We start from the raw sequence: 25796 nt of genomic DNA, 5'->3' as shown, positions 1-25796 counted from the left end.
TTAAGGATGACGTTAGGAGAATTTATTAAATCGAAGCCCAGGCTAAAAAAGTTTGTGCATAAAATGCTGGTGCGGTCGGGTCACTCCCGCCCACGCTTCTGGACGCGCTGGTTTGTAAACCCTTTTTTTCACAAGTATGAAAAAAGCGTTAGGATAGGCTTCTATTCCAGAATGGATCTTTTCCCATTCAATAAATTCGTTATAGGACATCACAGCATCGTAGAAGATTTTGCAGCAATTAACAATGGTGTTGGTGATGTTATCATCGGCCATAATGTAGGTGTTGGGCTGAGCAACATAATTATTGGCCCGGTAACTTTGGGCAATTATGTCATGGCAGGGCAAAATGTTGTATTTTCGGGCTTGAACCATGGTTTTGAAGACATTACCATCCCGCCACGGTTGCAAAAGGTTAATACCAGCAAAATTACAGTTGAGGATAACGTTTGGATAGGTGCTAATAGTGTAATTACCGCTGGGGTTACAATTGGTAAACATGCTATAGTTGGGGCCGGAAGTGTAGTAACAAAAGATGTACCGGGCTATAGCGTTGCTGTAGGCAACCCTGCAAAAGTGATAAAAATGTATAACTTCGAATCTGGTAGCTGGGAAGCTGTTTAGCCAGAAATATAATAAACCAATATCCTTGTTAAAAAAGATCGTAAACAAACACACTATCAGTCTCGCAAGCAGTGCTGCTATGCCTGTAATCGGCTTGCTGGTACTGTCGCAATTAACGCGCAAACTTGGCAAGGTTGACTTTGGAAATTACATTTTCTTTCTCCAGACCTTCTTACTTGCGGATATGTTCAGGACAGGTTTCCTGCAAACATCTCTTATTAAATTTTACGCAGGTGCGCCAAAAGAACGTGCTGCAAAGGTGGCTGGTTCCGCCTGGTCAGTAGGTTTTATATTAACCTTCGGGTTGGCTGCTATTGATCTGCTTGCCTTTATATTTTACAAAGGCGCTGACGCTAACCTTACAGCAACACTAAAGTGGTTCGGGCTTATCTATGTTTCTACCCTTCCTTCGGCCATTGCAGGCTGGATGTTGCAGGCTGACGGCAGGTTCGACAAGATGTTTATCATCCAGATCACTAATCAAGGCGGGTTTTTGTTACTTGTACTGGCAACCATTTATTTGAAGACCATAGATTTTGAAACGGTAATACATTGCTACCTGGGAGCTAACGTATTTACAAGTTTGATGTGCCTGTTTACAGGCTGGTCGCAAGCGCATACCATAAGGCATAAAAGCGTTGAGGCTATGAAAGAGCTTGCAAACTTTGGCAAGTACAGTGTAGGTACCTCGCTTGGTTCTATTCTACTGAGGAGTTCAGACATCTTTATCATCAAATGGATGTTCCCTACAGAATTAGTTGGCGTGTATTACATTCCGCAGCGTTTAATGGAGTTTTTTGAGATCCCCATGCGTAGTTTTGTGGCAACTGCCCTGCCAGAACTTTCCGCAGCGTCGCAAAACGACAACAAACCCCTAGTAGCCACCATCATGAAAAAATATGCGTCGCTACTTACGGTTTTACTCCTGCCAATTGCAGTAGCCGGCTTTCTGCTGGGAGGCTTAGTGATTCATATTTTAACGGGTGAGAAATACGCGGGATCAGATGCATTCAACATCTTCCGCATCTTCTTGTGCTACGTAATCATTATGCCTGTAGATAGGTTTCTGGGCGTAACTCTCGATATATTAAACAAGCCGCATCTAAATATGATGAAGGTTTTCCTGATGCTTACTGTTAACGTGGTAGCCGATTTCCTTGGCATAGCTATTTTTCATGATCTGTATGGCGTAGCAATAGCATCGTTGTTCACCTACTACTCCGGCCTAATATTTGGCTATGTGCAACTAAAAAAGAACCTGAACTTTAGATTTAACGATATTCTCAGTGTAGGTTACGGAGAATTAAAGAAGATGATACAACATCTCCTTCACAAAAAAGCTACACAACAAGGGAATGTCTGACTTCCTATCAAAGATATAAGTCAAAATAGTTGATCAGCTATTGCACAATAAACTACTTTTAAGGGGAACTTTACCTATGCTGTTACGTAAAAGCACAAGTGTTTTTGTAAAACATGACATTAAGTTATGGTAAATGTTGCTAAGTTTACGTTAGAACACGAAAGCGATATTGCTTTATAATTGAATTAACCAAAAGCTCGCTTAGTCTGTAAAATTATGATAGAACTAATACGATTTATTTTCTGGCTTTTATTTTCGCTAGTGTTCATCTATCTGGGTGTTTACAGCTTATACCTGTTCGTATTCTCAGTTACCGGTAAGCTAATCATCAAAAAGGCACCACCGGTTGCCCGCGGATTTAAGAAGTTTGTAATTTATATCTGCGCTTATAAAGAGGACGCTATAATACTGAATTCCGCAGCACAGGCACTTACAATTGATTACCCCAAGGACAAGTTCCATGTGTGTGTGATAGCCGATTCTATGCAGCCGGAGACAATTGTAAAGCTTAAAGAGATGCCGTTGCAAGTGGTTGAGGTGGTTTTTGAGAGCAGCACCAAGTCAAAAGCATTGCACAAAGGCATAGCTAACACGGAAGAAGGTTTCGATGCCGCCGTGGTATTTGACATTGACAATATTGCCGCCCCGGATTATCTGCATCATATCAACAATTATCTTTATGCTGGCGATGTAGTAATACAGGGCCATCGTGTAGCCAAAAACACAGAGACACCTGTAGCCATACTGGACGCAATAAGTGAAGAAGTAAATAATCACATTTTCCGCAAAGCGCAGCGTGTATTTAATTTGTCCGCGGCAATAATAGGATCAGGCATGGCGCTTGAGTACCGGTTGTTTAAGGACACTATGGCCAAAATAGATGCCGTCGGCGGCTTTGACAAAGAAATGGGCCTGGTACTTACCCGCCAGAAAATACATGTAGCGTATGCTGACGCCGCGCTGATTTATGATGAAAAAGTAAGCAACCCAGAGGTATTTAAAAAACAACGGCGCAGGTGGTTATCTGCTCAATTTAACCTGCTTAAAACTTACGGTGCTACTGGCTTTACAGAGCTATTTAGACGCGGTAATTTCGACTACTTTAACGAAATCTATCAAACAGCCATATTACCCAGGATATTGATGCTTGGCTTAATGCCGTTTATGCTGCTGGTGTCTATCATCTTCCCCGGCGTCGGCCCTACCTGGCAGGCCTGGGCTACTGCAACTGCATTATGCTACATCGGCATCTTAGTGGCTATACCGGGACAATTCTTTAACGGTAAATTGTTAGGCGCTGTAATGAAGCTCCCTTTGATCTTCTTTACTATGGTCATGCTGTTGTTTAAACTTAAGGGTGCCAACAAGAAGTTTATCCATACACCACACAACCCAACCAGCCACTGATTTTATTATACCTCTGGCTGGTCGGCAAAAAAGAGATCATTAAAGTTGACAAGAAATAGCTCATCGGTAGCCCTGGTACAAGCCGTGTAGAACCAACGAAGGAAATCGGTGTTCACCATCTCTTCTGTTAAGTAACCCTGATCAACAAAAACAGCACCCCATTGCCCGCCTTGCGCTTTATGGCAGGTAATGGCATAAGCAAACTTCACTTGCAGCGCATTGTAGTACGGGTTCTTTTTTAGTTCATCGTGCTTGCTCTTTTTACTGGGTATGTGTTCATAGTCCTTCATTGCTTCCATATAAAGGCGCTTTTGCTCTGCAGGAGGCAATGCAGGCGCATCGGTATACATTGTATCCAGCAGTATTTTGCAATCCATAATAGGATCTTCTGCGTAGTCTATAAACTCTAACTGCACATCAGCAAAGCGGAATCCGTACATATCTTCAATCCTTCTCACCTTTCTCACGCGAGCTATATCGCCGTTGGCAATAAATCCCGTACTTCCCTCCTCCTGATCCTGCAACCAGAAGTAGTTGTTGCGTACAATCATCAGTTGGTCGCCGCCGGTAAGTTCTTCTTCGCGATATAAAATCCGTCCACGTATCTGGCGGTTATACAGGTTAGCATTTTTGTTGCTGCGGCATATTACCAGCGCCCCATCATATCCATACTTGCGGTAGGCATAGTTAAGGCCTTCTTCCAGCATATCGCCGCGCATGCGGTAAACATCCTTATAACCTTTTGTCACTATTCGTGGCATTTGCTCCAGCCCTTCGCGTATCATGTCTCGAACCTTAGTAACATTAAACAGAATGCCGGAGTCCTGCTGCTGGCGCAGCACGTGGGTCATCTCGTAACTATAAATATCAAGCATAAACTGGTCTTTCATTAAAGCAGCGTCCAGCGCCGGGCTTTCATCCGTTCCTACAGGCGGGAGCTGGGCAGTATCGCCTACCAGCATCAACTTGCAATTGCGTGTATTGTAAACGTAATTAACCAGATCTTTTAGTAAACTGGATATATTATGGCCATTAATATCGTCAGATATCATAGATGCTTCGTCTATGATAAATAACGTATTGGCATGCATGTTTTCGTTCAGCAGAAATGCCTCGTCCATATTCATGGCCGAGCGCTTACGATATATCTTTTTATGGATTGTAAATGCCTTACGGCCCGAGTAGTTGGTTATTACTTTGGCTGCGCGGCCCGTAGGTGCTAGTAGCACTGACTTGTAGTTGTATGCAGCCAAAGCTTTTACCAGCGCGCTCACAACCGTTGTTTTACCGGTGCCGGCGTATCCTCTCAGAATAAAGCACTCGTTGCCATCGTCGCTTAACAGAAAGGTATGTAGCTTTGTAAATAGTTCCTGCTGCTGCGGTGTAGGCTCAAACGGAAACGCTTTGCTGATCTGCTCAGATGTAGGCATATGCAAAAATGATGATAATTAAGCAGATCAACTATGGCAAATTATATTACTTTTGTTTACCTGAATGAGCGAGCACAACTATAAATATACCGACGAAAGCCTTGATTTAGGCGCCGCGCGCGACTATGTTTTGTTGTTGCAAATAGACGCCGCCAGCTTTTCTTACATCATAGCACACAACGGGCAGCTATTGGCTTGGGCAGAGAATTGCCCGCTAGCCGAATTAACCAACCCACAAGAACTGTCAGAAATTTTAACAGCAGAGTATAAGCAGGTAATTGCCGGGGTTAATGACACCGGGTTCACGCTGGTTCCAAAAAGTTTATACGATGGTGAGTATGCCGCCAACATTGCGCGTCTGTTAAATGTGTCGGCAGAGAATAGTGTTTACGCTCAGGATTTCGATGGTAATAATGTTATAGTATATAAAACGCAAATCGGCACGCCGGATGCTTCCGGGCTTGCTGCTCTGCATGAACAATTAACAGTTCACCGTGCAAAAGGCTGGGTAAGTGCTGTAGCTAACAACTATCCTACCAGTACCGACATATTTCTAAACGTAGAGAACAGCGTCGTAGAGGTGCTTAACTTCAATTATAACCGTTTACGTTACTTCAATTCATTCACTTATAAAAATCATGAGGAGCTTGGCTACTTTGTGGCCCTGGTTGCCAGTGAATTAAAGCTTAAACCAGCGGATATTACGTTGGTATTTAGCGGCGATATCAATGCTGCCGATATGAGCTTTAGCTATCTTACAGACTTTTTTGGCCATGTTAAGTTGAATACCATTCAAACGCTGGACTTACCCGAAGCTATAGTTCCTCACAAAATTCTTAGCCTCGCAGCTCTTTCGCTATGCGCATCATCGGAGGAAAATTAAAAGGATTACGGCTCAACCCGCCTAAAAACCTTCCTGTACGCCCAACTACTGATCTTGCCAAGGAAGCCCTGTTTAACATTCTGCAAAACCAGATAGACTTTGAGGAGATTGCCGTGCTTGATCTTTTTAGCGGTACAGGTAACATCTCAATGGAATTTGCATCACGTGGTGCAGCGCAAGTTACAAGTATTGACCGTAGCCAGCAATGTATATATTACCTGAAAGACACCTCCCGGCAGCATGGGCTGGATCAGATAAAAACCTACAAGGCGGACGTATTCAAATACTTGCAGGCCGAAACGGAGCAGTACGACCTGATATTTGCCGACCCACCATATGATCTTAACAGGATACCTGAAATATCTAAGACAGTTTTTGAAAAAGGACTTCTGAAAGATGGCGGCCTGCTCATCGTAGAGCATCAAAGCATGCAAAACCTAAGCAACCACTCAGCTTTTGTTGAACAGCGTAAATACGGTCATTCATCCTTTTCTTTTTTTAAGAAAATATTATAGACATTTCGAGTTAAAAAGCATTGTATTATTAGTTAAGTGTAAGTAAACCTTTATGCAATTTTTTCAGATGATATTTAATTATTGTTTATTATATTCGTTTAAATAAATATTAATAAACAAATCTTATCACATGAAAAAAAAATTGCTATTAGCAGGGGCATTGCTCTTGTTTTTTGGATCCTCGTGCCAAAAAAATTCAGAAACTCATTCAAGTAACGAAAGCCAAAAACCTAATGTTTCTGAAGAGATCACAAAATTTTACGATTACAATCTTCAGCAAAGGCAAAGTAGTGCCGGTACTACGTCAGGTTCGTTAAGTAAAGCTGAAGAAAGCTTTTCTTCTTATGTCAATGGTCAAGCAGAAAAAGTAAAACTGTTCAACTCATTGGTAGCTGAGCTTTCAGGGAAATTTATTAATCCGGATAAAAGTGTTAAAAGCATTTTAAAACCAAACCTTGTGAATCCCAACCCGAGTGATCCGCCAACTCCGGTTACACTTTTCTCTGACTATATGGCGCAAGCATCTACTGTTCCAGCAGAAATGCAATCTAACATACCGACTGCCTCATATTCATATTTAGACAACTTAAACAGGTCGTTCATTTCAGCAAGTGAAACCGCCTTTTCTACATACAGCAATCAGACAAGCTTCACGGCAACGGATGTAAGTAATATTAAAAGGCGTTATACCAACATAATATCCAATACACAGTCTCAGGTAGAGAATGATTTTTCGTTACCTAGTGATCAAAAGACAGCTATGGTAAACTCACTAATAGCTATTAAGGCTTATATTAACAGCTCTGATTTCGACTACAATTTTAGTAGCCTGATTAACGCACCACTTGCCGTAGATAATGTAAAACACTTATCTACAAACGCCCTACAAAACCAATCGTTGTGGAGTGCGCTGGCATCTATCGGCAAGGCAATTGTTGCTGTAGTAGTAGTAGTAAGTTGTATAGCAATCGGCGCTGCAATTGGTAGTCAAATCAATCCGCTTTACGGTGGAATTATTGGTGGAGTATCCGGATATACTGTAGGCGGCTACCTGGCTGAAAAATGGTTTGGCGTAAGTTTCCTACCGGGAGGTATTGATTAAACATTGGAATTTAATAAAATAACAGAATGCTTAATAGCGTTCTGTTATTTTATTATAAAAAACTACTTAGCTATACTTATAATTGTACATCCATAATTATGAAAATAGCGCTCTTTCCTGGTTCGTTCGATCCTATTACAAAGGCCCATGTGGACATAGTACGCCGGTCGGTTGATCTTTTCGATAAATACTACATTGGTATTGGTGTAAACAGTACCAAGCAGGGATTACTAAGTGTTGGTAAAAGGGAGGAGATGATACGCGCTGTATTTGACAACGATCCAAAAATACACGTTGTTGCTTACGAGGGGCTTACGGTAAATTTTTGCAAGAGCATAGGCGCGGAGTACATGATCCGGGGCATACGAACTGTGTCGGACTTTGAATATGAAAAAGCCATCGCTCAGATGAACCATGCGCTGGAGCCCGAAATTGAAAGCATTTTTATTGTGAGCAAGCCGGGGTATTCCTCTATTAGTTCAAGCATCGTCCGCGAGATCATCCGTTACAATGGAGATGTAACGCAATTTATCCCTAAGGAAGCCTTACCCTATCTGTAAGGAGTTCTGCTTTCTCCAGCACATCCATAATTGATGGAAAGGTATTTTTTACAATTGCCGCTATCTGTGTTTTATCAAACCAGCGCACATCGGTAATACCTTCTTCGGTCTGCGGCACCAGTTTTGCCTTGCCTTTATGGCTCATGAGGTACCAATATGTTTTTTTAACAACCGTTTTTCCCTTCCAGGTGTACATATGGTACGTTCTGCAGAGCTTTTCCTCAAGCTTATTTACTTTTATACCACACTCCTCTTCTACCTCGCGTACGGCAGCTTCTTTCTTTTTCTCGTTTTTTTCAAGCTTGCCCTTTGGCAGGTCCCACTTTTCGTTACGATAGATGAACAGGTAGGTGCCATCGTCATTCTGTACTAAGCCTCCGGCCGCCTCAATTAAGGTTGCTGTTCTTACTGCCTTCTTCAAAAAGGCTTTAGGATCATTAACTCTAACGTAGAAGTACTTCCCTGGCTGCGCATCTACCCACGGATAAATAATTTTCAAGTCAAAATGCTCAGCATCAATTCTTTGAAACTTGTTAGCCTGTTTAGGAGCAGTGTTGGTTATCAACACTACTTTTTCGTTTATATAAATTCTGTATTTTTGAGACATGTTAACCTATAGTGAGACCGAGCAGCAGGTGGCCGAATTTCTGCTGCAAATTAAAGCAATAAAATTACAACCTAATAATCCTTTTACTTGGGCTTCGGGCTGGAAGTCACCTATTTATTGCGATAACCGCATAACGCTCTCCTATCCTACTATCCGCACATACATTAGGCAGCAGCTGTCTTCCTACATACAGGAAAAATTTGGCGCTGTTGGCTGTATTGCTGGTGTTGCTACCGCCGGCATACCACAGGGTGTACTGGTGGCACAGGAGCTTGGTTTACCTTTCATATACGTTAGGGCCAAGCCTAAAGAACATGGCACCGGTAGCCTTATAGAAGGCGAAATATCTACAGACAAGCGTGTAGTGGTTGTTGAGGACCTTATATCTACCGGCAAAAGCAGCTTACAAGCTGTAAACGCGTTGCGTGATGCAGGGTATAATGTAGCAGGGCTTGCAGCTATTTTCAGCTATGGATTTGATGTTGCCGAAGAGAATTTCAAAAATGCCAAATGCCCGTATGTAACTTTATCAAACTATAACGCGTTAATTAAATACGCCAGCGATAAACAATACATATCTGAAGCGGATACTGATATGTTAAGGAAGTGGCGTGAAGAGCCGTCTACATGGGGAAAATAGTATGAGTGTTTTTGAGAGTACAGTCCAAATAAATCAACCTGTAGAGCCGGTGTATAACTTCTTGGCCGACATGAATAATCATGGCCGGCTAATGCCTGATAACATCATCAACTGGCAATCTAACGCTGAAGAAGCAAGCTTTGAGATACAAAATATCACCAAACTCAGCCTAAAGATTAGTTCGCGTGTTCCTAATTTTGAGATCACGATTATCCCGGCAGAAAAACCGCCGTTTGATATGGAGTTGAAATGGAAATTAGAGGCTGATGGCAATACTACCCAAGCGACATTTATAATAACCGCCAGCCTTAGCATGATGATGAAAATGCTAGCCTCCAGCCAACTGCAAAAGCTTACAGAAAACGAAACCCAAAGACTTACTGAGGTTTTCAGCTGATCTTTGGGTTAAGCCGGGGAAGCGTTTATATTTATTTAATAAATTTTTCTTTCCTCCACGTTACGCAGTGCCGTTGCAATATTAACGACAACCAAACAGATTATTACGGATCCCATAACTAAAATATAAAAGGTTTAAATAGTACGTTTTAGTAAATGCTAGTCAAAGGGCGTTCCAAAAGGTAGTAGCGGCTGTAAATAGGTTAATTACTCATAAATAACGCGTTGGATAATTGGTTAGTTTGTTTTCAAATGTAATTTATGGGTACTACAATCCCCAATTTTTTTAAACTTTTGGGGAATTTTTAATGTTAGTGTGGAAACTTAATTTTCTTAATAATCAACCACCTTTATTCATGCTAAAAAACTAAGTTTTAAAGCGTATTTTTGCAGAAATTACAAGTAAATGATTACGGTATCTAATTTATCTTTACGTTACGGAAAGAGAACGCTGTTCGAAGACGTTAACCTTAAGTTTACACAGGGAAATTGTTATGGTATTATTGGTGCAAACGGTGCCGGTAAATCTACCTTTTTAAAAATATTATCAAAAGAAATTGACCCTACTAGTGGGTCTGTTAGCTTCACTCCAGGCGAGCGCATGGCGGTACTTAGCCAAAATCACTACGCTTTTGATGAGTTCACCGTTCTCGAGACTGTTATGATGGGTCATAAAGAGATGTACGCGGTGATGAAGGAGAAGGACGCTATTTACCTGAAGGAAGATTTTAGCGATGCTGATGGTGAACGTGCCGGAGAACTGGAAAACCTTTTTGCTGAAATGGATGGATGGAACGCGGAAAGCAATGCTGCAACCCTCCTGAGCAATCTTGGCATTAAAGAAGAGTTCCATTATAAATTGGTGAAGGAGCTTGACAATACTCAAAAAGTAAGGGTATTACTTGCCCAGGCACTTTTCGGCAAGCCCGACATCCTGTTACTGGATGAGCCCACCAACGACTTGGATATACATACCGTAACCTGGCTGGAAGATTTCCTTGCGTCCTACGAGGCTATTGTATTAGTTGTATCGCACGACAGGCACTTTCTGGACACCGTGTGTACCCACGTAGTAGATATCGACTTCAGCAAGATGACTACCTACACCGGTAACTACACCTTCTGGTACGAATCTAGCCAATTGGCCTTAAAACAGCGTGCTGAGCAGAACAAGAAGGCTGAAGACAAGGTAAAAGAACTGCAGGAATTCATCCGTCGCTTTAGCGCAAACGCATCAAAATCTAAACAAGCTACCAGCCGTAAGAAAGCTTTGGATAAGATCAATCTGGACGAGATACAACCATCTAACAGAAAATATCCTGGTATTATCTTTAACAACCAGGGCCGTGAAGCAGGTGACCAGGTGCTGCAGACAGAGAAACTCAGTAAAACTCTTAACGGCGAACTGCTCTTTTCTGATGTAAACCTACACGTAAATAAAGGTGACAAAATTGCCATCCTGTCAAACAACAGTTTGGCCACTACCGCCTTTTACGACATCCTTACCGGTCGTGATGTTGACTATAAAGGCTCATTCAAATGGGGAGTTACGATCAACTGGGCTGATATCCCTATCGACAACGCAGAATACTTTAAAGGCAAAGATCTTAATCTGATTGATTGGCTGCGCGAGTACTCGCCGGGCGAAAAAGATGATCAATTTATACGCGGTTTCCTGGGCAGGATGCTGTTTAGCGGTGAAGAGGTGCTAAAGAAGAGCAACGTACTATCAGGCGGTGAAAAAATGCGCTGCATGTTCAGTCGCATGATGTTGCAGCAGGCTAACTTACTGATGTTTGACGAGCCAACCAACCACCTGGATCTTGAATCTATCACAGCCCTTAACAACGGCATGAAAGACTTCCGTGGCACTATCCTGTTCACATCGCGAGATCATGAACTTGTGGAAACAGTAGCTAACCGTATAGTGGAAATTACCCCGGGTGGCACGATAGATAAGCTGATGACCTACGACGAGTACATCAACAGCGACGTGGTACAAAAGCAGCGCGAGGAAATGTATGCAATGGCATAATACACTCCTTGCAGAGTATTGACACAAACCTGTTTGTAAAATCACATAAAGCTGTATATTTGCAGCCCCGACTCGGTAGCTCAGCTGGTAGAGCAAATGACTCTTAATCATTGGGTCGAGAGTTCGAATCTCTCCCGGGTCACGTTTTAAGTATAAAGCCTCAGGTCGAAAGCCCTGGGGCTTTTTTGTTTTGGCGCTATTCTCCCCCCTTTTACTGTCGCATTTGCCCCTCATTTTTCGCTTTTTTATTGTTGATGTTTGTAATAATTAATCACAAGCAAAGCAATAGCCATGAGAAAGATAATCGTTTTAACATTCATCACATTGGATGGTGTGATGCAGGCGCCGGGCGCACCCGACGAAGACACATCAGGCGGCTTCGAATACGGTGGATGGTCTGCACCTTATAATGATGAGGTTTCCGGGCAGATGATGCGAAAACAAATGGCACCTGCAGACCTCCTCCTCGGCAGGAAAACCTACGATATATTTGCCGGCTACTGGCCGCAGCATGCCGAGTACTGGCCCGGCATTAACGAGGCTACAAAATACGTCCTGTCCAACACGCTTGAACAATCTGACTGGAGCAATACCATTTTTCTCAAAAACGTTGCAGACATTCAAAAGCTCAAGAACACCGACGGTCCCGACCTCAAAGTTTGGGGCAGCGGCGAACTCGCCAGGTTATTGCTTAAACATGACCTGGTAGACGAGCTCTGGCTCAAGCTCTACCCCGTAGTGCTGGGCAACGGCAAACGCCTCTTTAACGATACCATTATCCCTGCGGCGTTCACGTTGACCGAAAGCACGGTTACGCCGGGCGGTGTAATCTTTGCCAATTACAAGCGCGCCGGTGAGGTTAAAACAGGTACCATCGGCGGGTGAACGAACGTAATTCCTGATGCTGTACGAGCGGAACAAGTAAAACTGTTCCGCTTTTTGGTGCCGAAGTGTCCCGCTTTGAGAGCGGGACACCCGGGACACCTGTTTTAAACAATAATCTGTACACCAGCAACTTACACACCTCAAGCGGGACACCCCGGGACAGTACAAATACTTCAGCTAAACATATCTAATTAGTTGTTATAGATGTTGTTAAGCTATTTTCAGGTTGTTTGTCTCGCAAGCAGTGGGACACTTCGGGACGCTGAGGTTGGGACACCCACTGACAAAACAGTGTCAGCACTTCTTATTTTTATTATGGGTAAATTTGTAATACAAATCCACAAATTTCATGACCTATTACCCATCCTATCACACGGCCGAACGCCCTATGGAGATCGAGCTGATACGCTCCATGATCCGCGGCGACATTACCTCCGACGAAGCTTTTGAACTAAAGCGAAAACACGACGAGGACAAAGAGATAAACACCGACGACGCGTTTATTTCTAAAACAGCTACCGAATGGCTTAATGTACCCAAAGAAGAGCTGTCCTTCAACCGGCTCTTTGGTACCTTTTGGAGCATGGGCGAACTGTGCATCCTGTTTGCCGATACCAACGTAGGCAAGTCCATCCTCGCCGTACAGATCGGCAACTCCATCACCAGAGGTGAAATGATCGGCGGCTTGTCGTGTACAAAGCAGACAGACCCTGTGCTGTACTTTGATTTTGAACTTAGCGCGGCCCAGTTCGCGCTGCGGTACAGCAACCGCGGCTACAATACGTACGAGTTTGCCCCGCACTTCCATAGGCTGGTGATCAACCCTGATGCCGGACGCGAACGCAAGTTTGCCAGCTTTCATGATTACATTATTAATGCTTTTGAGAACGTGCTGGTAACTACAAAGGCACGGACGATGATCATCGACAACATTACCTGCCTGCGCACCAGTACCGAATCCGGCGCCGGGGCCATAAAGCTGATGCAGAGCCTGCAGCGTATAAAGCAGAAGTACAACCTGTCTATACTGGTGCTGGCGCATACGCCAAAGCGTAACCCAGCCCGGCCAATTACCCGTAACGATTTGCAGGGCAGTAAAATGCTGCTGAACTTTGCCGACAGCGCCTTTGCCATGGGCGAAAGCCACACCTCCCCCGGCATGCGCTACCTTAAACAAATAAAAGCGCGTAACGATGAGGTGGAATTTGGCGCAGATAGCGTAATGCTGTGCCGCATAGTTAAGCCATACAGCTTCTTAAAGTTCGAGATGATTACCAGGGAACCGGAAGCTGCCCACCTGCTCACCCATACCGAGCAGATGCGTAAAACCAACGAAGATACCATAAGCAAGCTGCACGCTGAAGGCCGCAGCGTACGCCAGATAGCCGCCGAAGTTGGGCAATCGCGACAAACGGTATTCCGGGTATTGAAGAAATTGGAGAGAACGGAGGAGAGTGCTGGCTCACCTATAGGCGACCCGCCATAAAGGTTGATGTGCAAGCTTGTAACATGTCATCCATTAAAAAAGCTACTTGCATTCTTTTAGTGCAAATATAGGTAGTAAGGAGGCACCAATAGCGCCAACAACAGAAGCTCCGCTTGTTTCTCCCAATTGCTTTTTTCATAGCTCTACTTGTTGGTGACAACACCAACAAAGCTCACGAAACGGCAATTAGGGCTGAATACTTACCTAGCCTACATATTTTTGCCAACAGGGTTGGTAAACTAAGCATCTTGAACAGCATCCCAAAAGTCAAATTCATGTATTAACGAAATCCTCGATCCCTGCTTACGTAAGTTTACTGCACTTTCTACCTTGCGACCATAGCAAGCAAATACCCAACAAGGATTACCCCCTTCACCTACAATCAAATAATCTGTCGTTTGCAGAACATTGGAGTGATACTGTCCGCCAAGTTCCGTTATTCTCTTTTGTATAATAGAACGAGTGTAATTTTTGGCAACGCCGGTAAAACAAAACGTTTTTCCGTCAAAGCTTATATCAGGATCAACTGTACAAATACCATTTATTTTTATGTCCTTAATGTCTAATTCAATTTGTTTTGTAAGTTGCTTATCGTTCAAGCTTACAAATTCATTGAAGTAGGCAGTTAAGCGCAATCGCTCATCCTCGGTCACTTTCCCATCTGATAAGATACAAACAACTAAGCTTCTAAGCTCATCATAAGGATAGTAACTGGAGAGATGTTCGTTATTTTCCAGCCACCGATCCAATTCAAATATTTCAGCGTTATTGATTACACCATCTGAAAGAATTCCATGACAAATACCTTGTAAAATTTGCATGTCGGCTGTAAATGCGTCGTAGTAATAACTGTCTGATTCATACTTTTGGCAAAGCCAATACAAGTCATTTATTATTTCAACTCTGTTCTCCTGCTCAATTACAGCTTGTTTAATACAATCCATTAAATCTTTGAACGGGTTTCTATTAACAAGTTCTTTGTGCTTTGTACACCATTCAACAAGCTCCGATATTTCGGCCTCATTGATTTCTTTATCGAACTGTATTCCGAGTAAAATACCTTTTAACGAATTAATAGCTTTGTCAGCCTCTGATTTAGTAGTAAATGTTCTAAAGCTAAGATTCTCATAAGATTCCATGTGATAAGAATTGGTTGGTTAAATATAACAACAATTATTTATACAATGAGGATTTGACCTCGTGTTCATCTTTTTCGTATTTAGTGAATGTCTAACGGCACCATACCTACCGCATGCGTATTTGATTGTTGGCGCTATTTGTTGGTGACAACACCAACAAAGGCTCAAACAGCGGTTAATATTATTTGCGTTATTAAATCTAATATGTATATTTATGAAATACAAACCTTATCATAATTAGCTATGTATGCTAGATACCTTCACCTACGGGACGTATCTTCCAAAAGGAAGGTGGGCTCTGGCGATCGTTTGAATAATGTCCTAAATGCAATAAGCGACGACCATAAAAAAAGCGCTTCATCACATGGCTCCTATGGTAGTCTACTTTTCGATGAAAGGTGGCGAGCAAAAAGGGCTTTAATCATCAAAAGGGACCATAACAAATGCGTTAACTGTCAATCATCAGATGAGCTGCAGGTTCACCACCGCCAATACCACTTTATAAAAAACATCAATCAATTCAAACCTCCTTGGGATTATCACAGCAGCTTGCTTATAACTTTATGTAAACGCTGCCATAATAAAGGTCATAACAAGTTCAAAGTGCCAAACATCAGTATTTAATATAATGGGAATATTTAACTTTTTAAAAAGAAGAGAGCCTGAAATAGACATTCCACAGATCATTTCGCTTAACTCAACTAAGGATCAAGAACATGCAGACATTCCAGAAAACGTGTTTATTCAAAGCGATGCTGTTGGTCTAACTGAAAAAGAAGAAGGTAACATTGTTGATAACAATATTAATTTACTCTTTAGCTTTTTGGACCGTAACCATGAAAGTAAGGGGTACAATGACGCGCTTATCAATCCAGATGTTAACCACTTAAATCAAAATTTGGATGCGATCAAAAATGAATTACTAAGGGTGGTAAACAAAGTGAAAACTTTTTACGAAGATTTCATTCGAGAAATCAACTATCATATCGATAGCCGAAGTAGAAGCGGTATGGTTGACACAGTCGAGGAGTTGTTAATGAAGAAAGGCATTGCTGAGAGTCACATAAAAAAAGTATTAGAGATTGAAGCTGATGCTCAAAATGGAACAGGTGATAGTCAAGGTGTTTTAATTAGTTATACAAGAGGGTTTAAAAATGGACTTGCAGCAATTTCTCACCACTCGATTTTAAACAGAAAATTTTGACCATGAAAAGTTGGTGGATAAAGTTTGGTTGTTTTCTCACAGGTTACAACTTCAATATAATTAATGTATCAAGTGAAGTTTCTGCAAAAGCTGTAAAGCGCTACACTTCAGCAATGTTAATCGTCTGTATTCTGTGGTCTTTTATTGGTTTCGTTTTCACGCAACGATACTTAAAGACTGGGTTTGTTGGTGCGATTTTCGGAGCAATCGTTCTGTGTGTTATAATTATTCAAGTAGAACGACAGATAATTTTAGCAGTTAAGAAGGACTGGAAAATGTATGCCTTTAGAAGTTTAATTGCATTAACGATGGCGATTATTGGTTCAGTGATAATCGACCAAATAATATTTAAGGAAGATATTGAACAAAAGCAATTGTATCTTCTGGATTCGAAGGTAAATCAAATTTTGCCTAACAAACAAGCCGAGCTGAAGAAGCAAATTGCTCAACTAGATACAATTATCAACGCTAAAGAATCAGAAAGAAAGAAAATTGTTGAAGACATTTCATTACACCCTACGATAAAAAATATCACCACTCAAACTCAATCTATTCCTGTAAGCAATACAGTCAAAGATTCTTTAAATACAGCGATCACCAACACCAAGATTGTAAAAGCAAACAGCATTACCGTAAATTCTATCAACAACCCTAAGATTGAGTTGCTGACTCCTTTAAACAAGCAAATAGAACAACTACGTGCTTCGAAATCTCTAAAAGACAATCAACTATTAGCTCTTAGACCATCGTTGGAGAAAGAAATTCAGTCTAAAGTTGGCTTTTTGGATGAGTTAAATGTAATGTTCCTCTTAATTACAGGGTCTGGTGTTGCTTTGTTTGTTTGGTTACTATGGCTGATTTTTTTGCTATGTATTGAGCTATTTATAATGATGAGCAAGATTGGGGAAGAACAAAATGATTATGACGCTACTGTGTTACACCAAATGGAACTACAAAAGAAAAAGCTCCTTTTATTATCAAATACGAACTGATATATACTAAAGAATGCTAAGTGCCTCACACCTGTTCCCGTGTTTGTGCCTAGCCAAACAGATAAATCACTTTTAGCCCTTGTTGGTGTTGTCACCAAAAAGTAGCCTACTGATGAATGTTCACCGGCACCGCAGCTACGGCAAAGGACTTTTAGTACGTATGCCAAACTCAAGAAGTCCAACTTACAGATTTGTTGCTCTCGGATATAAAATTGGCAACAGCTGTTTCACATAATGCTTTTCAGGCGTAATACATCTTAAAACCTAAAACGCCGAAATGAAAAACATTTACCTCTTAATGGTGATCGCTTTGCTGCTGGTCTCCTGCAAAAAAGAAAATACCAGTCCCAAGTCTGAAACCATTACATCGGGTTCAAAATGGGGTATTAGCATAGGCAGTTCGCCCCAGGAGGTATTTGCGCAATTGCAGCAAGCGGGTGTGCAGTATAATTTCAATACCGTTGCGATATTGAACCGCCCGGTTTACACTAAACCCGAACAGATAAAAGACTTGCTTCCTTTATACCAGTCGGTAATCTTACAAAGTAATGCATCGTTGCCTGCCGGCGCTTACATACAATTCCCGGGCGATAAGGTTACTGCTATAGTTCAATTTCCTAGCAGCAACGCACAAGAAACCAAATGGCCGCTGGATGTGCCTGATGATGCAGCCATCCACATAAACGACGCAGTGACCAGCCTTTACAATAAATTGGCAGCCATATACCAGGTGTCGGCATATAGCAACTACCAGTTGGTTTTACCCGATAAAACACTGGCAAAACCTTACGACACCGATATGGCTAATTATGAAGAATGGGCCTTTTCGTTCTCTAAAGATGTAAAAGCAGGGCTAACCGGTACAACCTCTGCCAGGCTCATCTTTAAAAACAAGAAGCTGGTAGCAATAAAGTACGACTATTCAGAAAACGTTTTAGCTATTTAGCTACGGGGTAAACGAGCCTTTAAACATTTAAAGCATAGTTTTAAACTTAACACCAGTTTGTTGGTGACAACACCAACAAAGGCGAAAGTAAAGGGGGTCTAGTATTAAATTATTGTACTGTGCACTCATACTACTGGCTGGTACCGCCAGCACGCTTTGTGCGGCACCAGTCAGAGCAATACTTAACTTCGTCCCAAACCTTTTCCCACTTTTTGCGCCAGGTGAACGGCCGTCCGCAGGTTACGCATATCTTTTGTGGCAGGTGTTGCTTTTTAACCCCTTTCATGTTTCCATTGCTTTTTTAGGGTACTGTAAACCGGGTTTGCCTTTGCCGCTTTCCATTGTTCGTAAAATACAGCCGCGGCTTCGGCTTTCTCCTGTTCGCCGGTCCCGCGTTCCAGTAAGCGGTAGTTGTCTGTCTCGTCGTACTTTTTACCGCCCTTGTAATTGGCATAACGCCGGGCCCGGGTGTAGCCCATTTGCAGGTACTTGCGGGCCATATCTGCACCAACAAAGTCACCTGCTTCCACATAACTGCAAAACATGGCGTAGATAGTCGCGCTGCTTTCCAGTGCTATTTCCTTGGTTTTAAAGCGCCAGTATTGGCCTATCTCGCTTTTGTAAGGCTCGCAAATCAGCACGCCTTGTTCGCCTTTGCCTACCCTGTATAGCTCGGGATGGTCGCGATAGTTAATGTCAGGCTTCCAGGCATAGCTTGTCAGGTCAAAATTAAGGTAAGATGGTTTGTCGGGCATACGTTAGGATAGCAAAACCTTTAACAACAAAAAAGGCCTTCCAGTTTGGAAGGCCTTTTTCTATTGCAATGAGCCGGTTTATTTTACCGCATCAACAATCGCTTTGAAAGCGTCGGGGTTGTTCATCGCCAAATCAGCTAACACCTTACGGTTAAGGCCGATTTCTTTAGCTGCAAGTTTACCCATCAATTGTGAGTAAGAAATGCCGTGCTGACGTGCACCTGCGTTGATACGTTGTATCCACAACGCTCTGAATTCTCTTTTCTTGGTTTTACGGTCGCGGTAAGCGTACTGTAAACCTTTTTCTACTGTGTTTTTAGCAACGGTATAAACCTTGCTGCGTGAACCCCAATAACCTTTGGCGAGGTTCATGATTCTTTTGCGGCGCCTTCTCGAAGCTACTGCATTTACTGAACGTGGCATTTTTGATTGTTTTTGGTAGTGAGTGTCCCCTGCGGGCGCTTTAGTACTCTAATACCTGGTTAAAAAATTAATTTGATTACTTCCCGATACAAAGCATACGTTTAACGTTACCCATGTCCGCATCAGATACTAAGCTGGTGTGGCCTAAGGCACGCTTACGTTTTGTAGACATCTTGGTTAAGATGTGGCTTTTGTATGCGTTCTTACGTGCAATTTTACCTGTTCCAGTAAGCTTGAAGCGCTTTTTTGCACTGGAATTGGTTTTCATTTTTGGCATAACTCTATTTGTTTGTTTTTAGATATTTACGTTTCGCAACGTTTTATTTTCAATGTACAAGCACTTTTCAGGTGCTGCACGTAATTACTTTTTAGCTGCCTTTGGCGCCACTGTCAGGAACATGCGTTTACCTTCCAGCTTTGGCAATTGCTCTACTTTGCCTACCTCTTCTAATGCCTGCGCAAAACGAAGAAGCAATATCTCCCCTTGTTCTTTATAAACAATGGCACGGCCTTTAAAGTGCACATAAGCCCTTACCTTTTCGCCGGATTCCAAAAACTTTGTAGCATGTTTCAGCTTAAATTCAAAGTCGTGGTCGTCTGTGTTCGGTCCGAAGCGTATTTCTTTAATTACCGTTTGCTTGGCATTGCTCTTTATCTCTTTTAGCTTTTTCTTCTGCTCGTAGATAAATTTGTTGTAGTCTGTTACCTTACAAACGGGCGGATTGGCGTTGGGAGATATCTCTACCAGGTCAAGTTCCAGTTGCTGAGCAATAGCTAAAGCTTCTTTAAGCGGATAAACGCCCTGCTCTATATTGTCGCCAACAAGGCGCACTTCCTGTGCCCTGATGAACTGATTAATATTATGTTCGGCTTCCTTTTTCTTAAATGGTAGCCTGGGTCCCCGGTTGAAAGGTTTGTTTAATGCCAAGTTATACTGTTATTTCTTTAATTATTTGTTGTTTAAATTCCTCTATGCTCATGCTTCCTAAATCGCCCTGTCCGTGTTTACGAACAGAAACCATGCCTTCGGCAGCTTCTTTCTCGCCCACTATAAGCATATATGGGATCTTTTTAACTTCAGCGTCGCGTATTTTACGCCCGATTTTCTCGTCCCTGAAGTCAATTAGCCCGCAAATATCGGAATTTTTTAACACATCAGAAACATTTTTTGCATAATCTTCATACTTTTCAGATATAGGCAAGATAATAAATTGCTCGGGCGACAACCACAGCGGGAAGTTACCTGCGCAATGCTCTATCAGCACCGCAACAAAACGTTCCATTGAGCCAAACGGCGCACGGTGGATCATCACCGGGCGGTGCTTTTGATTATCGGCACCGGTATATTCCAGTTCGAAACGCTCGGGCAGGTTATAATCAACCTGTATGGTACCTAGTTGCCACTTACGGCCAAGGGCGTCTTTAACCATAAAGTCGAGCTTAGGGCCGTAGAAAGCGGCTTCGCCTGTTTCTATTACTGTACGCAGGCCTTTTTCTTCAGCCGCTTCAATAATAGCAGATTCTGCTAATGCCCAATTCTCATCGGTACCAATATACTTGGCCTTGTTGTTAGGATCGCGTAGGGATACCTGCGCAATGTAGTCTTCAAAACCAAGCGCGCCAAACACGTAAAGTACCAGGTCAATTACTTTCTTGAATTCTTCCTTCACCTGGTCCGGACGGCAGAACAAGTGCGCGTCATCCTGAGTAAAGCCACGTACACGTGTAAGGCCATGCAGTTCGCCGCTTTGTTCGTAACGGTAAACGGTACCAAACTCAGCTAATCGCACAGGAAGGTCCTTGTATGAGCGAGGCTTTGTTTTGTATATCTCGCAGTGATGCGGACAGTTCATCGGCTTCAGGAAGAACTCTTCTCCCTCCTGCGGTGTTTTAATCGGCTGGAAAGAATCCGCGCCATATTTCTCGTAGTGACCCGATGTTACATAAAGGTTCTTATGCCCGATGTGCGGGGTAATCACCTGCTCGTAACCTGCCTTAACCTGCGCTTTCTGCAGGAAATTAGTAAGGCGTTCGCGCAATGCGGTTCCTTTTGGCAACCACAATGGCAAGCCCATGCCAACCTTTTCACTAAAAGCGAAAAGTTCCAGTTCCTTACCCAGCTTACGGTGATCGCGCTTTTTAGCTTCTTCAATTACATGAAGATATTCGGTAAGTTCGCTTGCCTTCGGGAAAGTAACGCCGTAGATGCGTGTAAGCTGCTTGCGGCTCTCGTCGCCACGCCAGTATGCACCGGCAAGGCTCATGAGCTTAGCGGCCTTTATAAAGCCTGTGTTGGGGATGTGCGGCCCGCGGCACAGGTCAGTAAAGTTGCCTTGTGTATAAAATGTAATGCTGCCATCAGGCAGATCTTTTATCAGATCAAGTTTGTACTCGTCGCCTTTTTCGGTAAAGTAAGATATCGCATCCGACTTGCTTACCGGCTTGCGGATGTACTCGCTTTTAGCTTTGGCAAGCTCTATCATCTTATCCTCAATCTTCTTGAAATCGTCGGACGAGAGGGTCTTGTCACCAAAATCTACATCATAGTAAAAGCCGGTCTCTATTGCCGGACCGATACCAAACTTTGTACCAGGGTACAACGCTTCCAGCGCCTCGGCCATTAAGTGGGCAGACGAGTGCCAATAGGTTGATTTACCTTTAGCGTCGTTCCAGGTTAACAGTTTTACGGATGAGTCTTGTTCTATGGGGCGGCTTGCGTCCCAAACTTCGCCATCAACTTCGGCGGCTAAAACGTTACGGGCAAGGCCCTCGGAGATAGACTGCGCTATCTGCATGGAAGTGATCCCTTTGTCATACTGACGAACGGAACCATCAGGGAGTGTAATATTGATCATATACAACTATGATTTGGCTTTTTTTGCCGGGTTGCTACAGCGCAGCCTGCTTAAAAGCCGGTTTTAAATTTGTTTGTTAGTCGATCACCTACTACTGTGATCTTCATTTTATGGAGACAAAAATAGAATAATTTGGCAATTAGCCTGCAATCTCAAAGTAAATCCTCAGCGAAGTCGCTTTTAGTCCAGCGATCCTTGTAGTTGTTGCGTACATCTTCATGCTGACTGATGTAGGTACTAAGCCCCTCTCCTTTTTTAGCGAGTGCTATCATCTTCTTAACGTGCTGCAAACCGGGCTTGTCGCTGTTGTACAGGTAATAGTGGTCATCTCTAAAAACCAGTAAAATACTTGTTTTGTCAAACGCATACGCCACTACACCACTGTCGTGCCCAAGCTTACCGTAAGGATGCATTTTTATGGGTGCCATGCCTCAACAAAAGCAAATTGGCTGCCAAACAGGTGTATGTTGTTAAACATTACCCCAGCCATTTGCCAGCACATCGGCAATATGGTAGGTTTTAATCGGAAGGTTGTTCTTGTCGATATAGCTTTGCAGGTGTAGCAGGCAAGATGTATCCGTAGAGATAATGTAATCGGCTTTGGCATCCATAGCGTGGTTTACTTTTTGCTGAGCCATGGCGGTGGAGATACCATCAAATTTCACGGCAAAAGTACCACCAAACCCACAGCAGGTTTCGCCATCTTTAAGGTCTACCAATTCCAATCCTAATACTTTGGACAGAAGCTGCCGCGGCTCTTCTTTGATCTTGCATTCGCGCAAACCGCTACAGCTGTCATGATAAACCGCCCTGCCATCCAACTCGGCACCAAAGTAATCTACGCCGAGTATATTCACCAGAAAATCGCTTAGTTCGTAAATGTTACTTTGGATGTTACGGCACTTATTATGCAAAATGGTATTGGTGAACAAATCGTTATAATAGTCGCGCACCATACCTGTACAGGAGGCAGATGGCGAAACAATTACGCTATCTTCCTTAAAGTCGTTCAGAAACTTGGTGCCGACGGTTTTGGCATCGTCCCAAAAACCAGCGTTGAAAGCAGGCTGACCACAGCACGTTTGCTCGGGATTGTAGTTTACTGTACAGCCGGCTTTCTCCAGCACCTTAACGGTATTGAAGGCAGTTTCGGGGTACAGCTGATCGATAAAACAGGGTATGAACAAATCTACAGTCATCAGCACAAAATTATCCGCCGCTAAAATCTTAAATTTTCTGCACTTTATGCTCTGTTCTTAATAAAGAAACCAGCAATAGTAAACCTACTACGAAAAACCCGCACAATGCCAGTGTAGAATTGCGCATGCTGCCGGTAAGTTCTTCTATGAATGCGAAGCTGAACAAGCCTCCAACTATTGCCAGTTTTTCGGTTACATCATAAAAGCTAAAGAAGGATGCCGTGTCGGTAGTGTCTTGAGGCAAATACTTGGAGTAAGTGGACCTTGATAATGACTGTATGCCACCCATTACCAGCCCAACTACAACTGCAATAATATAGAACTGCGTTTGTGTGGTTGTAAAGTAAGCTGCTAAACACACTCCTATCCATATCACGACTACAAATATCAGCACCCTGATATTACCGTACTTGTCAGACAACCGCGACATCAGCATGGCGCCAAATATGGCGATGATCTGGATGATGAGTATAATGGTGATAAGTGCCGAAGTATCCATATGCAGTTCCTTGGCTGCAAAGGCGGTTGCTGCAAGCATTATGGTTTGCACGCCCATAGAGTAAAAGAAAAATGCCGGCAAATACCCGCGCAGCATTGGTAAAGCCTTTATCTTCTGCCAAACCTTGCCGAGTTCTATGAAGCCACCTTTGATAATGTTTTGATGGTGAGATGTTGCATTAGGGTTGCCTTTTGGCAGCCTGGAAAAAGGGATCATGGCGAAACCAATCCACCATATACCCACAAGAAGAAAAGATAACTGAGCAGCGGACGACTTATTTAAACCAAATTTATCTGGCATAAGCACGAACACAAAACAGATAAGCTGAAGCAAAACACTGCCCACATAGCCGTAAGTAAAGCCTTTTGCGCTAACGCGATCCTGCATGTCCAGTGTGGCTATCTCAGGCAGGTAGGAGTTGTAGAATACAAACCCTCCACTATAACCTATGGCAGCTATAGCAAAGCATATAATGCCACGTTCGATGTGTGCTGCATCAAAGAAAAACAAGCCACAGCAAGCCAGCGATCCTATTATGGTAAAAAATTGCATGAAAACTTTCTTGTTACCACGATAATCAGCTATTGAGCTAAGCACCGGCAACAGCAGCACCATTATCAGGTAAGCAAATGAGAGTGAATAATTCTGCAACGCCGTGTTGATAAAGCTATGCCCAAAGAACTGCACCCGGTTTCCGTTTGAAGCATTTTCGGTTATGGCAACATAGTAGGCGGGAAATATGGTGGTGGTAATAACCAGATTATAAGCTGAGTTTGCCCAGTCGAACATGGCCCAGGCGTTAATTATTCTCTTATCGTTCTTTTCAGGCATGGTGGCTTAAAAGTAATCAAATTTTAGGGACGGCAAAATTAGACGGTAACCCTCATACACATTATCTTCAACAACTAACCGGCAGTCAAAATCGGCTTACTAATGGCTCTATTAAGTAGTTTATACTTTACTTTTGATATGTAAGATATATGCCACCAAAAATCGTTACCATATCTATAGATGTTGCCTTAGGAAAATCTACCCAAATGCGGTATGTTCATCCGGAAGGAGCTTATAGATTGCCTGTTTTGATATTGCCGGCGTTTGGCATTTCAGCTAAGTTTTACGACCGGTTATTAAAGAGCATTGCCCTGAGAGGGAGCGCGGCGGCTATCATTGACTTTCAAGGCCAGGGTAGTAGTTCAGTATTGGCTGATCGGAAAAACGACTTTGGGTATAATGACCTATTGACAGAAGATATTCCTGCGGCAATTAGCTTTGCCTGTATCTTATTCAACACCAAAAAGATTGAACTTTGGGGCCATAGTATGGGTGGCCAGTTAGGAAGTTTGTATTGTGCCACGCACGATCAGCGTATTGCTCGTTTGGTCTTGTGTACAACCTGTTCGGTTTACTACCGGTCATGGAAGGGTTTTGGTATGCTCAAAGTTCTTTTGTTCAGCCAATTTGTACGATTAATAGCAAAAATATACGGTTATTACCCCGGAGAGCGCCTTGGTTTTGGTGGCCGTTCAGGCAAAAAGCTTATAAACGACTGGGGACAGCAGGCATTAAGCGGTAGATATAAAATCGAAGGTAGTAATACAAACTGGGAAATTGCTCTTCAATCAATTATGATCCCTATTCATGCCGTTTATCTGAAAAAGGATTTTTTGGCACCTCCACGCGCTGTAGAACACCTGTTAGAAAAATTTACACCAGCAAACGTTACAAGTGTATGCCTGGATGAGCCAGACTTAAACCATACAAGTTGGGTGCGGCAGCCACAAACTTTTTTGAATGTGATTATGGGCAATTAGGAACAGCAATTCAATGAGCTCAAAGTTGTATTTTAAGCAGCAA

General features: G+C 42.8%; 28 protein-coding genes and 1 tRNA gene. 17 read left to right on the top strand and 12 right to left on the bottom strand.

The features are described 5' to 3' along the window. The first annotated feature begins 6 nt into the window (after positions 1-6). The 3 genes from DYU05_RS21455 (at position 7) to DYU05_RS02685 (ending at position 3391) form a co-directional block, all read left to right on the top strand. Positions 7-621, top strand: coding sequence for an acyltransferase (locus tag DYU05_RS21455; RefSeq protein WP_117381432.1), 615 nt, complete (start codon positions 7-9; stop codon positions 619-621). A 25-nt stretch (positions 622-646) separates the two neighbouring features. Further along, positions 647-1984, top strand: a complete 1338-nt coding sequence (locus tag DYU05_RS02690) for a lipopolysaccharide biosynthesis protein (protein ID WP_117381431.1) — start codon at positions 647-649, stop codon at positions 1982-1984. Between the two features lie 216 nt (positions 1985-2200). Next, positions 2201-3391, top strand: coding sequence for a glycosyltransferase (locus DYU05_RS02685; RefSeq protein WP_117381430.1), 1191 nt, complete (start codon positions 2201-2203; stop codon positions 3389-3391). Between the two features lie 5 nt (positions 3392-3396). On the opposite strand, the gene DYU05_RS02680 is transcribed toward DYU05_RS02685, so the two are convergent. Next, the gene (locus tag DYU05_RS02680) at positions 3397-4821 is read right to left on the bottom strand and encodes an ATP-dependent DNA helicase (RefSeq protein ID WP_117381429.1); all 1425 of its coding nucleotides are present in this window, start codon (positions 4819-4821) and stop codon (positions 3397-3399) included. 64 nt (positions 4822-4885) lie between these two features. Between DYU05_RS02680 and DYU05_RS02675 the strand changes: the two genes are divergently transcribed. The 4 genes from DYU05_RS02675 to coaD all read left to right on the top strand — a co-directional run bounded on the left by DYU05_RS02675 (position 4886) and on the right by coaD (position 7881). Continuing rightward, positions 4886-5704, top strand: coding sequence for a DUF3822 family protein (locus DYU05_RS02675; protein WP_117381428.1), 819 nt, complete (start codon positions 4886-4888; stop codon positions 5702-5704). Then, a complete protein-coding gene (gene rsmD, locus DYU05_RS02670) occupies positions 5680-6219 on the top strand; it encodes a 16S rRNA (guanine(966)-N(2))-methyltransferase RsmD (RefSeq protein WP_117381427.1) in 540 nt (179 codons plus the stop codon). Before DYU05_RS02675 ends, rsmD begins: the two co-directional genes overlap by 25 nt. 130 nt (positions 6220-6349) lie before the next feature. Continuing rightward, positions 6350-7321, top strand: a complete 972-nt coding sequence (locus DYU05_RS02665) for a hypothetical protein (protein ID WP_117381426.1) — start codon at positions 6350-6352, stop codon at positions 7319-7321. 98 nt (positions 7322-7419) lie between these two features. After that, a complete protein-coding gene (coaD, locus tag DYU05_RS02660) occupies positions 7420-7881 on the top strand; it encodes a pantetheine-phosphate adenylyltransferase (RefSeq protein WP_117381425.1) in 462 nt (153 codons plus the stop codon). Here coaD and DYU05_RS02655 read toward each other — a convergent pair. After that, a complete protein-coding gene (locus DYU05_RS02655) occupies positions 7856-8488 on the bottom strand; it encodes an NUDIX domain-containing protein (protein ID WP_117381424.1) in 633 nt (210 codons plus the stop codon). The genes coaD and DYU05_RS02655 overlap by 26 nt on opposite strands. On the opposite strand from DYU05_RS02655, the gene pyrE reads away from it, so the two are divergent. The 6 genes from pyrE (at position 8487) to DYU05_RS02625 (ending at position 13930) form a co-directional block, all read left to right on the top strand. Then, positions 8487-9128: an orotate phosphoribosyltransferase gene (gene pyrE, locus DYU05_RS02650; protein ID WP_117381423.1), complete on the top strand. Its 642-nt coding sequence runs from the start codon at positions 8487-8489 to the stop codon at positions 9126-9128. The genes DYU05_RS02655 and pyrE overlap by 2 nt on opposite strands. 1 nt (position 9129) lies before the next feature. Beyond that, the gene (locus DYU05_RS02645) at positions 9130-9525 is read left to right on the top strand and encodes an SRPBCC family protein (RefSeq protein WP_117381422.1); all 396 of its coding nucleotides are present in this window, start codon (positions 9130-9132) and stop codon (positions 9523-9525) included. 405 nt (positions 9526-9930) lie between these two features. Further along, positions 9931-11559 carry an ABC-F family ATP-binding cassette domain-containing protein gene (locus DYU05_RS02640; protein WP_117381421.1) on the top strand — a complete coding sequence of 543 codons (1629 nt, stop codon included), beginning with the start codon at positions 9931-9933 and terminating at the stop codon, positions 11557-11559. 69 nt (positions 11560-11628) lie between these two features. Then, a tRNA-Lys gene (locus DYU05_RS02635) sits at positions 11629-11701 on the top strand. Positions 11702-11850: 149 nt separating this feature from the next. After that, on the top strand, positions 11851-12444 hold the full coding sequence (locus tag DYU05_RS02630; RefSeq protein WP_117381420.1) for a dihydrofolate reductase family protein: 594 nt from the start codon (positions 11851-11853) through the stop codon (positions 12442-12444). Positions 12445-12793: 349 nt separating this feature from the next. Continuing rightward, positions 12794-13930, top strand: a complete 1137-nt coding sequence (locus DYU05_RS02625; protein WP_117381419.1) for an AAA family ATPase — start codon at positions 12794-12796, stop codon at positions 13928-13930. Between the two features lie 239 nt (positions 13931-14169). On the opposite strand, the gene DYU05_RS02620 is transcribed toward DYU05_RS02625, so the two are convergent. Beyond that, the gene (locus tag DYU05_RS02620) at positions 14170-15069 is read right to left on the bottom strand and encodes a BRCT domain-containing protein (RefSeq protein ID WP_117381418.1); all 900 of its coding nucleotides are present in this window, start codon (positions 15067-15069) and stop codon (positions 14170-14172) included. Between the two features lie 628 nt (positions 15070-15697). Between DYU05_RS02620 and DYU05_RS02610 the strand changes: the two genes are divergently transcribed. The 3 genes from DYU05_RS02610 to DYU05_RS02600 all read left to right on the top strand — a co-directional run bounded on the left by DYU05_RS02610 (position 15698) and on the right by DYU05_RS02600 (position 18211). Beyond that, a complete protein-coding gene (locus DYU05_RS02610) occupies positions 15698-16273 on the top strand; it encodes a hypothetical protein (protein ID WP_117381417.1) in 576 nt (191 codons plus the stop codon). A gap of 2 nt (positions 16274-16275) precedes the next feature. After that, positions 16276-17265, top strand: coding sequence for a DUF4407 domain-containing protein (locus DYU05_RS02605; RefSeq protein ID WP_117381416.1), 990 nt, complete (start codon positions 16276-16278; stop codon positions 17263-17265). A gap of 277 nt (positions 17266-17542) precedes the next feature. Continuing rightward, the gene (locus tag DYU05_RS02600; protein WP_133300152.1) at positions 17543-18211 is read left to right on the top strand and encodes a hypothetical protein; all 669 of its coding nucleotides are present in this window, start codon (positions 17543-17545) and stop codon (positions 18209-18211) included. A 130-nt stretch (positions 18212-18341) separates the two neighbouring features. Here the strand turns inward: DYU05_RS02600 and DYU05_RS02595 are convergent, their stop codons facing one another. The 9 genes from DYU05_RS02595 to DYU05_RS02555 all read right to left on the bottom strand — a co-directional run bounded on the left by DYU05_RS02595 (position 18342) and on the right by DYU05_RS02555 (position 24773). Beyond that, the gene (locus DYU05_RS02595) at positions 18342-18497 is read right to left on the bottom strand and encodes a DUF2256 domain-containing protein (RefSeq protein ID WP_117381414.1); all 156 of its coding nucleotides are present in this window, start codon (positions 18495-18497) and stop codon (positions 18342-18344) included. Continuing rightward, on the bottom strand, positions 18484-18966 hold the full coding sequence (locus DYU05_RS02590) for a DUF4385 domain-containing protein (RefSeq protein WP_117381413.1): 483 nt from the start codon (positions 18964-18966) through the stop codon (positions 18484-18486). The genes DYU05_RS02595 and DYU05_RS02590 overlap by 14 nt, the downstream gene beginning before the upstream one ends. A 78-nt stretch (positions 18967-19044) precedes the next feature. Beyond that, positions 19045-19389 carry a 50S ribosomal protein L20 gene (gene rplT / locus DYU05_RS02585; protein WP_117381412.1) on the bottom strand — a complete coding sequence of 115 codons (345 nt, stop codon included), beginning with the start codon at positions 19387-19389 and terminating at the stop codon, positions 19045-19047. 76 nt (positions 19390-19465) lie between these two features. Beyond that, positions 19466-19666: a 50S ribosomal protein L35 gene (rpmI, locus tag DYU05_RS02580; RefSeq protein ID WP_022829872.1), complete on the bottom strand. Its 201-nt coding sequence runs from the start codon at positions 19664-19666 to the stop codon at positions 19466-19468. Positions 19667-19750: 84 nt separating this feature from the next. Then, entirely contained in the window at positions 19751-20317 is a 567-nt protein-coding gene (gene infC, locus DYU05_RS02575; RefSeq protein ID WP_117381411.1) for a translation initiation factor IF-3, read from the bottom strand. Position 20318: 1 nt separating this feature from the next. Continuing rightward, on the bottom strand, positions 20319-22244 hold the full coding sequence (thrS, locus tag DYU05_RS02570; RefSeq protein WP_117381410.1) for a threonine--tRNA ligase: 1926 nt from the start codon (positions 22242-22244) through the stop codon (positions 20319-20321). A gap of 152 nt (positions 22245-22396) precedes the next feature. Further along, the gene (locus tag DYU05_RS02565; protein ID WP_117381409.1) at positions 22397-22672 is read right to left on the bottom strand and encodes a hypothetical protein; all 276 of its coding nucleotides are present in this window, start codon (positions 22670-22672) and stop codon (positions 22397-22399) included. Between the two features lie 42 nt (positions 22673-22714). Beyond that, positions 22715-23443 (bottom strand): (Fe-S)-binding protein, encoded by a 729-nt coding sequence (locus tag DYU05_RS02560; RefSeq protein ID WP_117381408.1) that lies wholly within the window; start codon positions 23441-23443, stop codon positions 22715-22717. Positions 23444-23471: 28 nt separating this feature from the next. Beyond that, complete coding sequence (locus DYU05_RS02555) at positions 23472-24773, bottom strand: MFS transporter (RefSeq protein WP_117381407.1); 1302 nt, start codon at positions 24771-24773, stop codon at positions 23472-23474. Between the two features lie 149 nt (positions 24774-24922). Here DYU05_RS02555 and DYU05_RS02550 point away from each other — a divergent pair, with 149 nt between their 5' ends. Continuing rightward, positions 24923-25753, top strand: coding sequence for an alpha/beta fold hydrolase (locus tag DYU05_RS02550; RefSeq protein WP_117381406.1), 831 nt, complete (start codon positions 24923-24925; stop codon positions 25751-25753). Positions 25754-25796: the final 43 nt, after the last annotated feature.

It is taken from the genome of Mucilaginibacter terrenus, from assembly GCF_003432065.1.
GTDB classification, from domain to species: Bacteria; Bacteroidota; Bacteroidia; order Sphingobacteriales; family Sphingobacteriaceae; genus Mucilaginibacter; species Mucilaginibacter terrenus.
The sequence above is the reverse complement of the archived record's forward strand: the minus strand, read 5'-3'. Positions and strand labels throughout refer to the sequence as shown.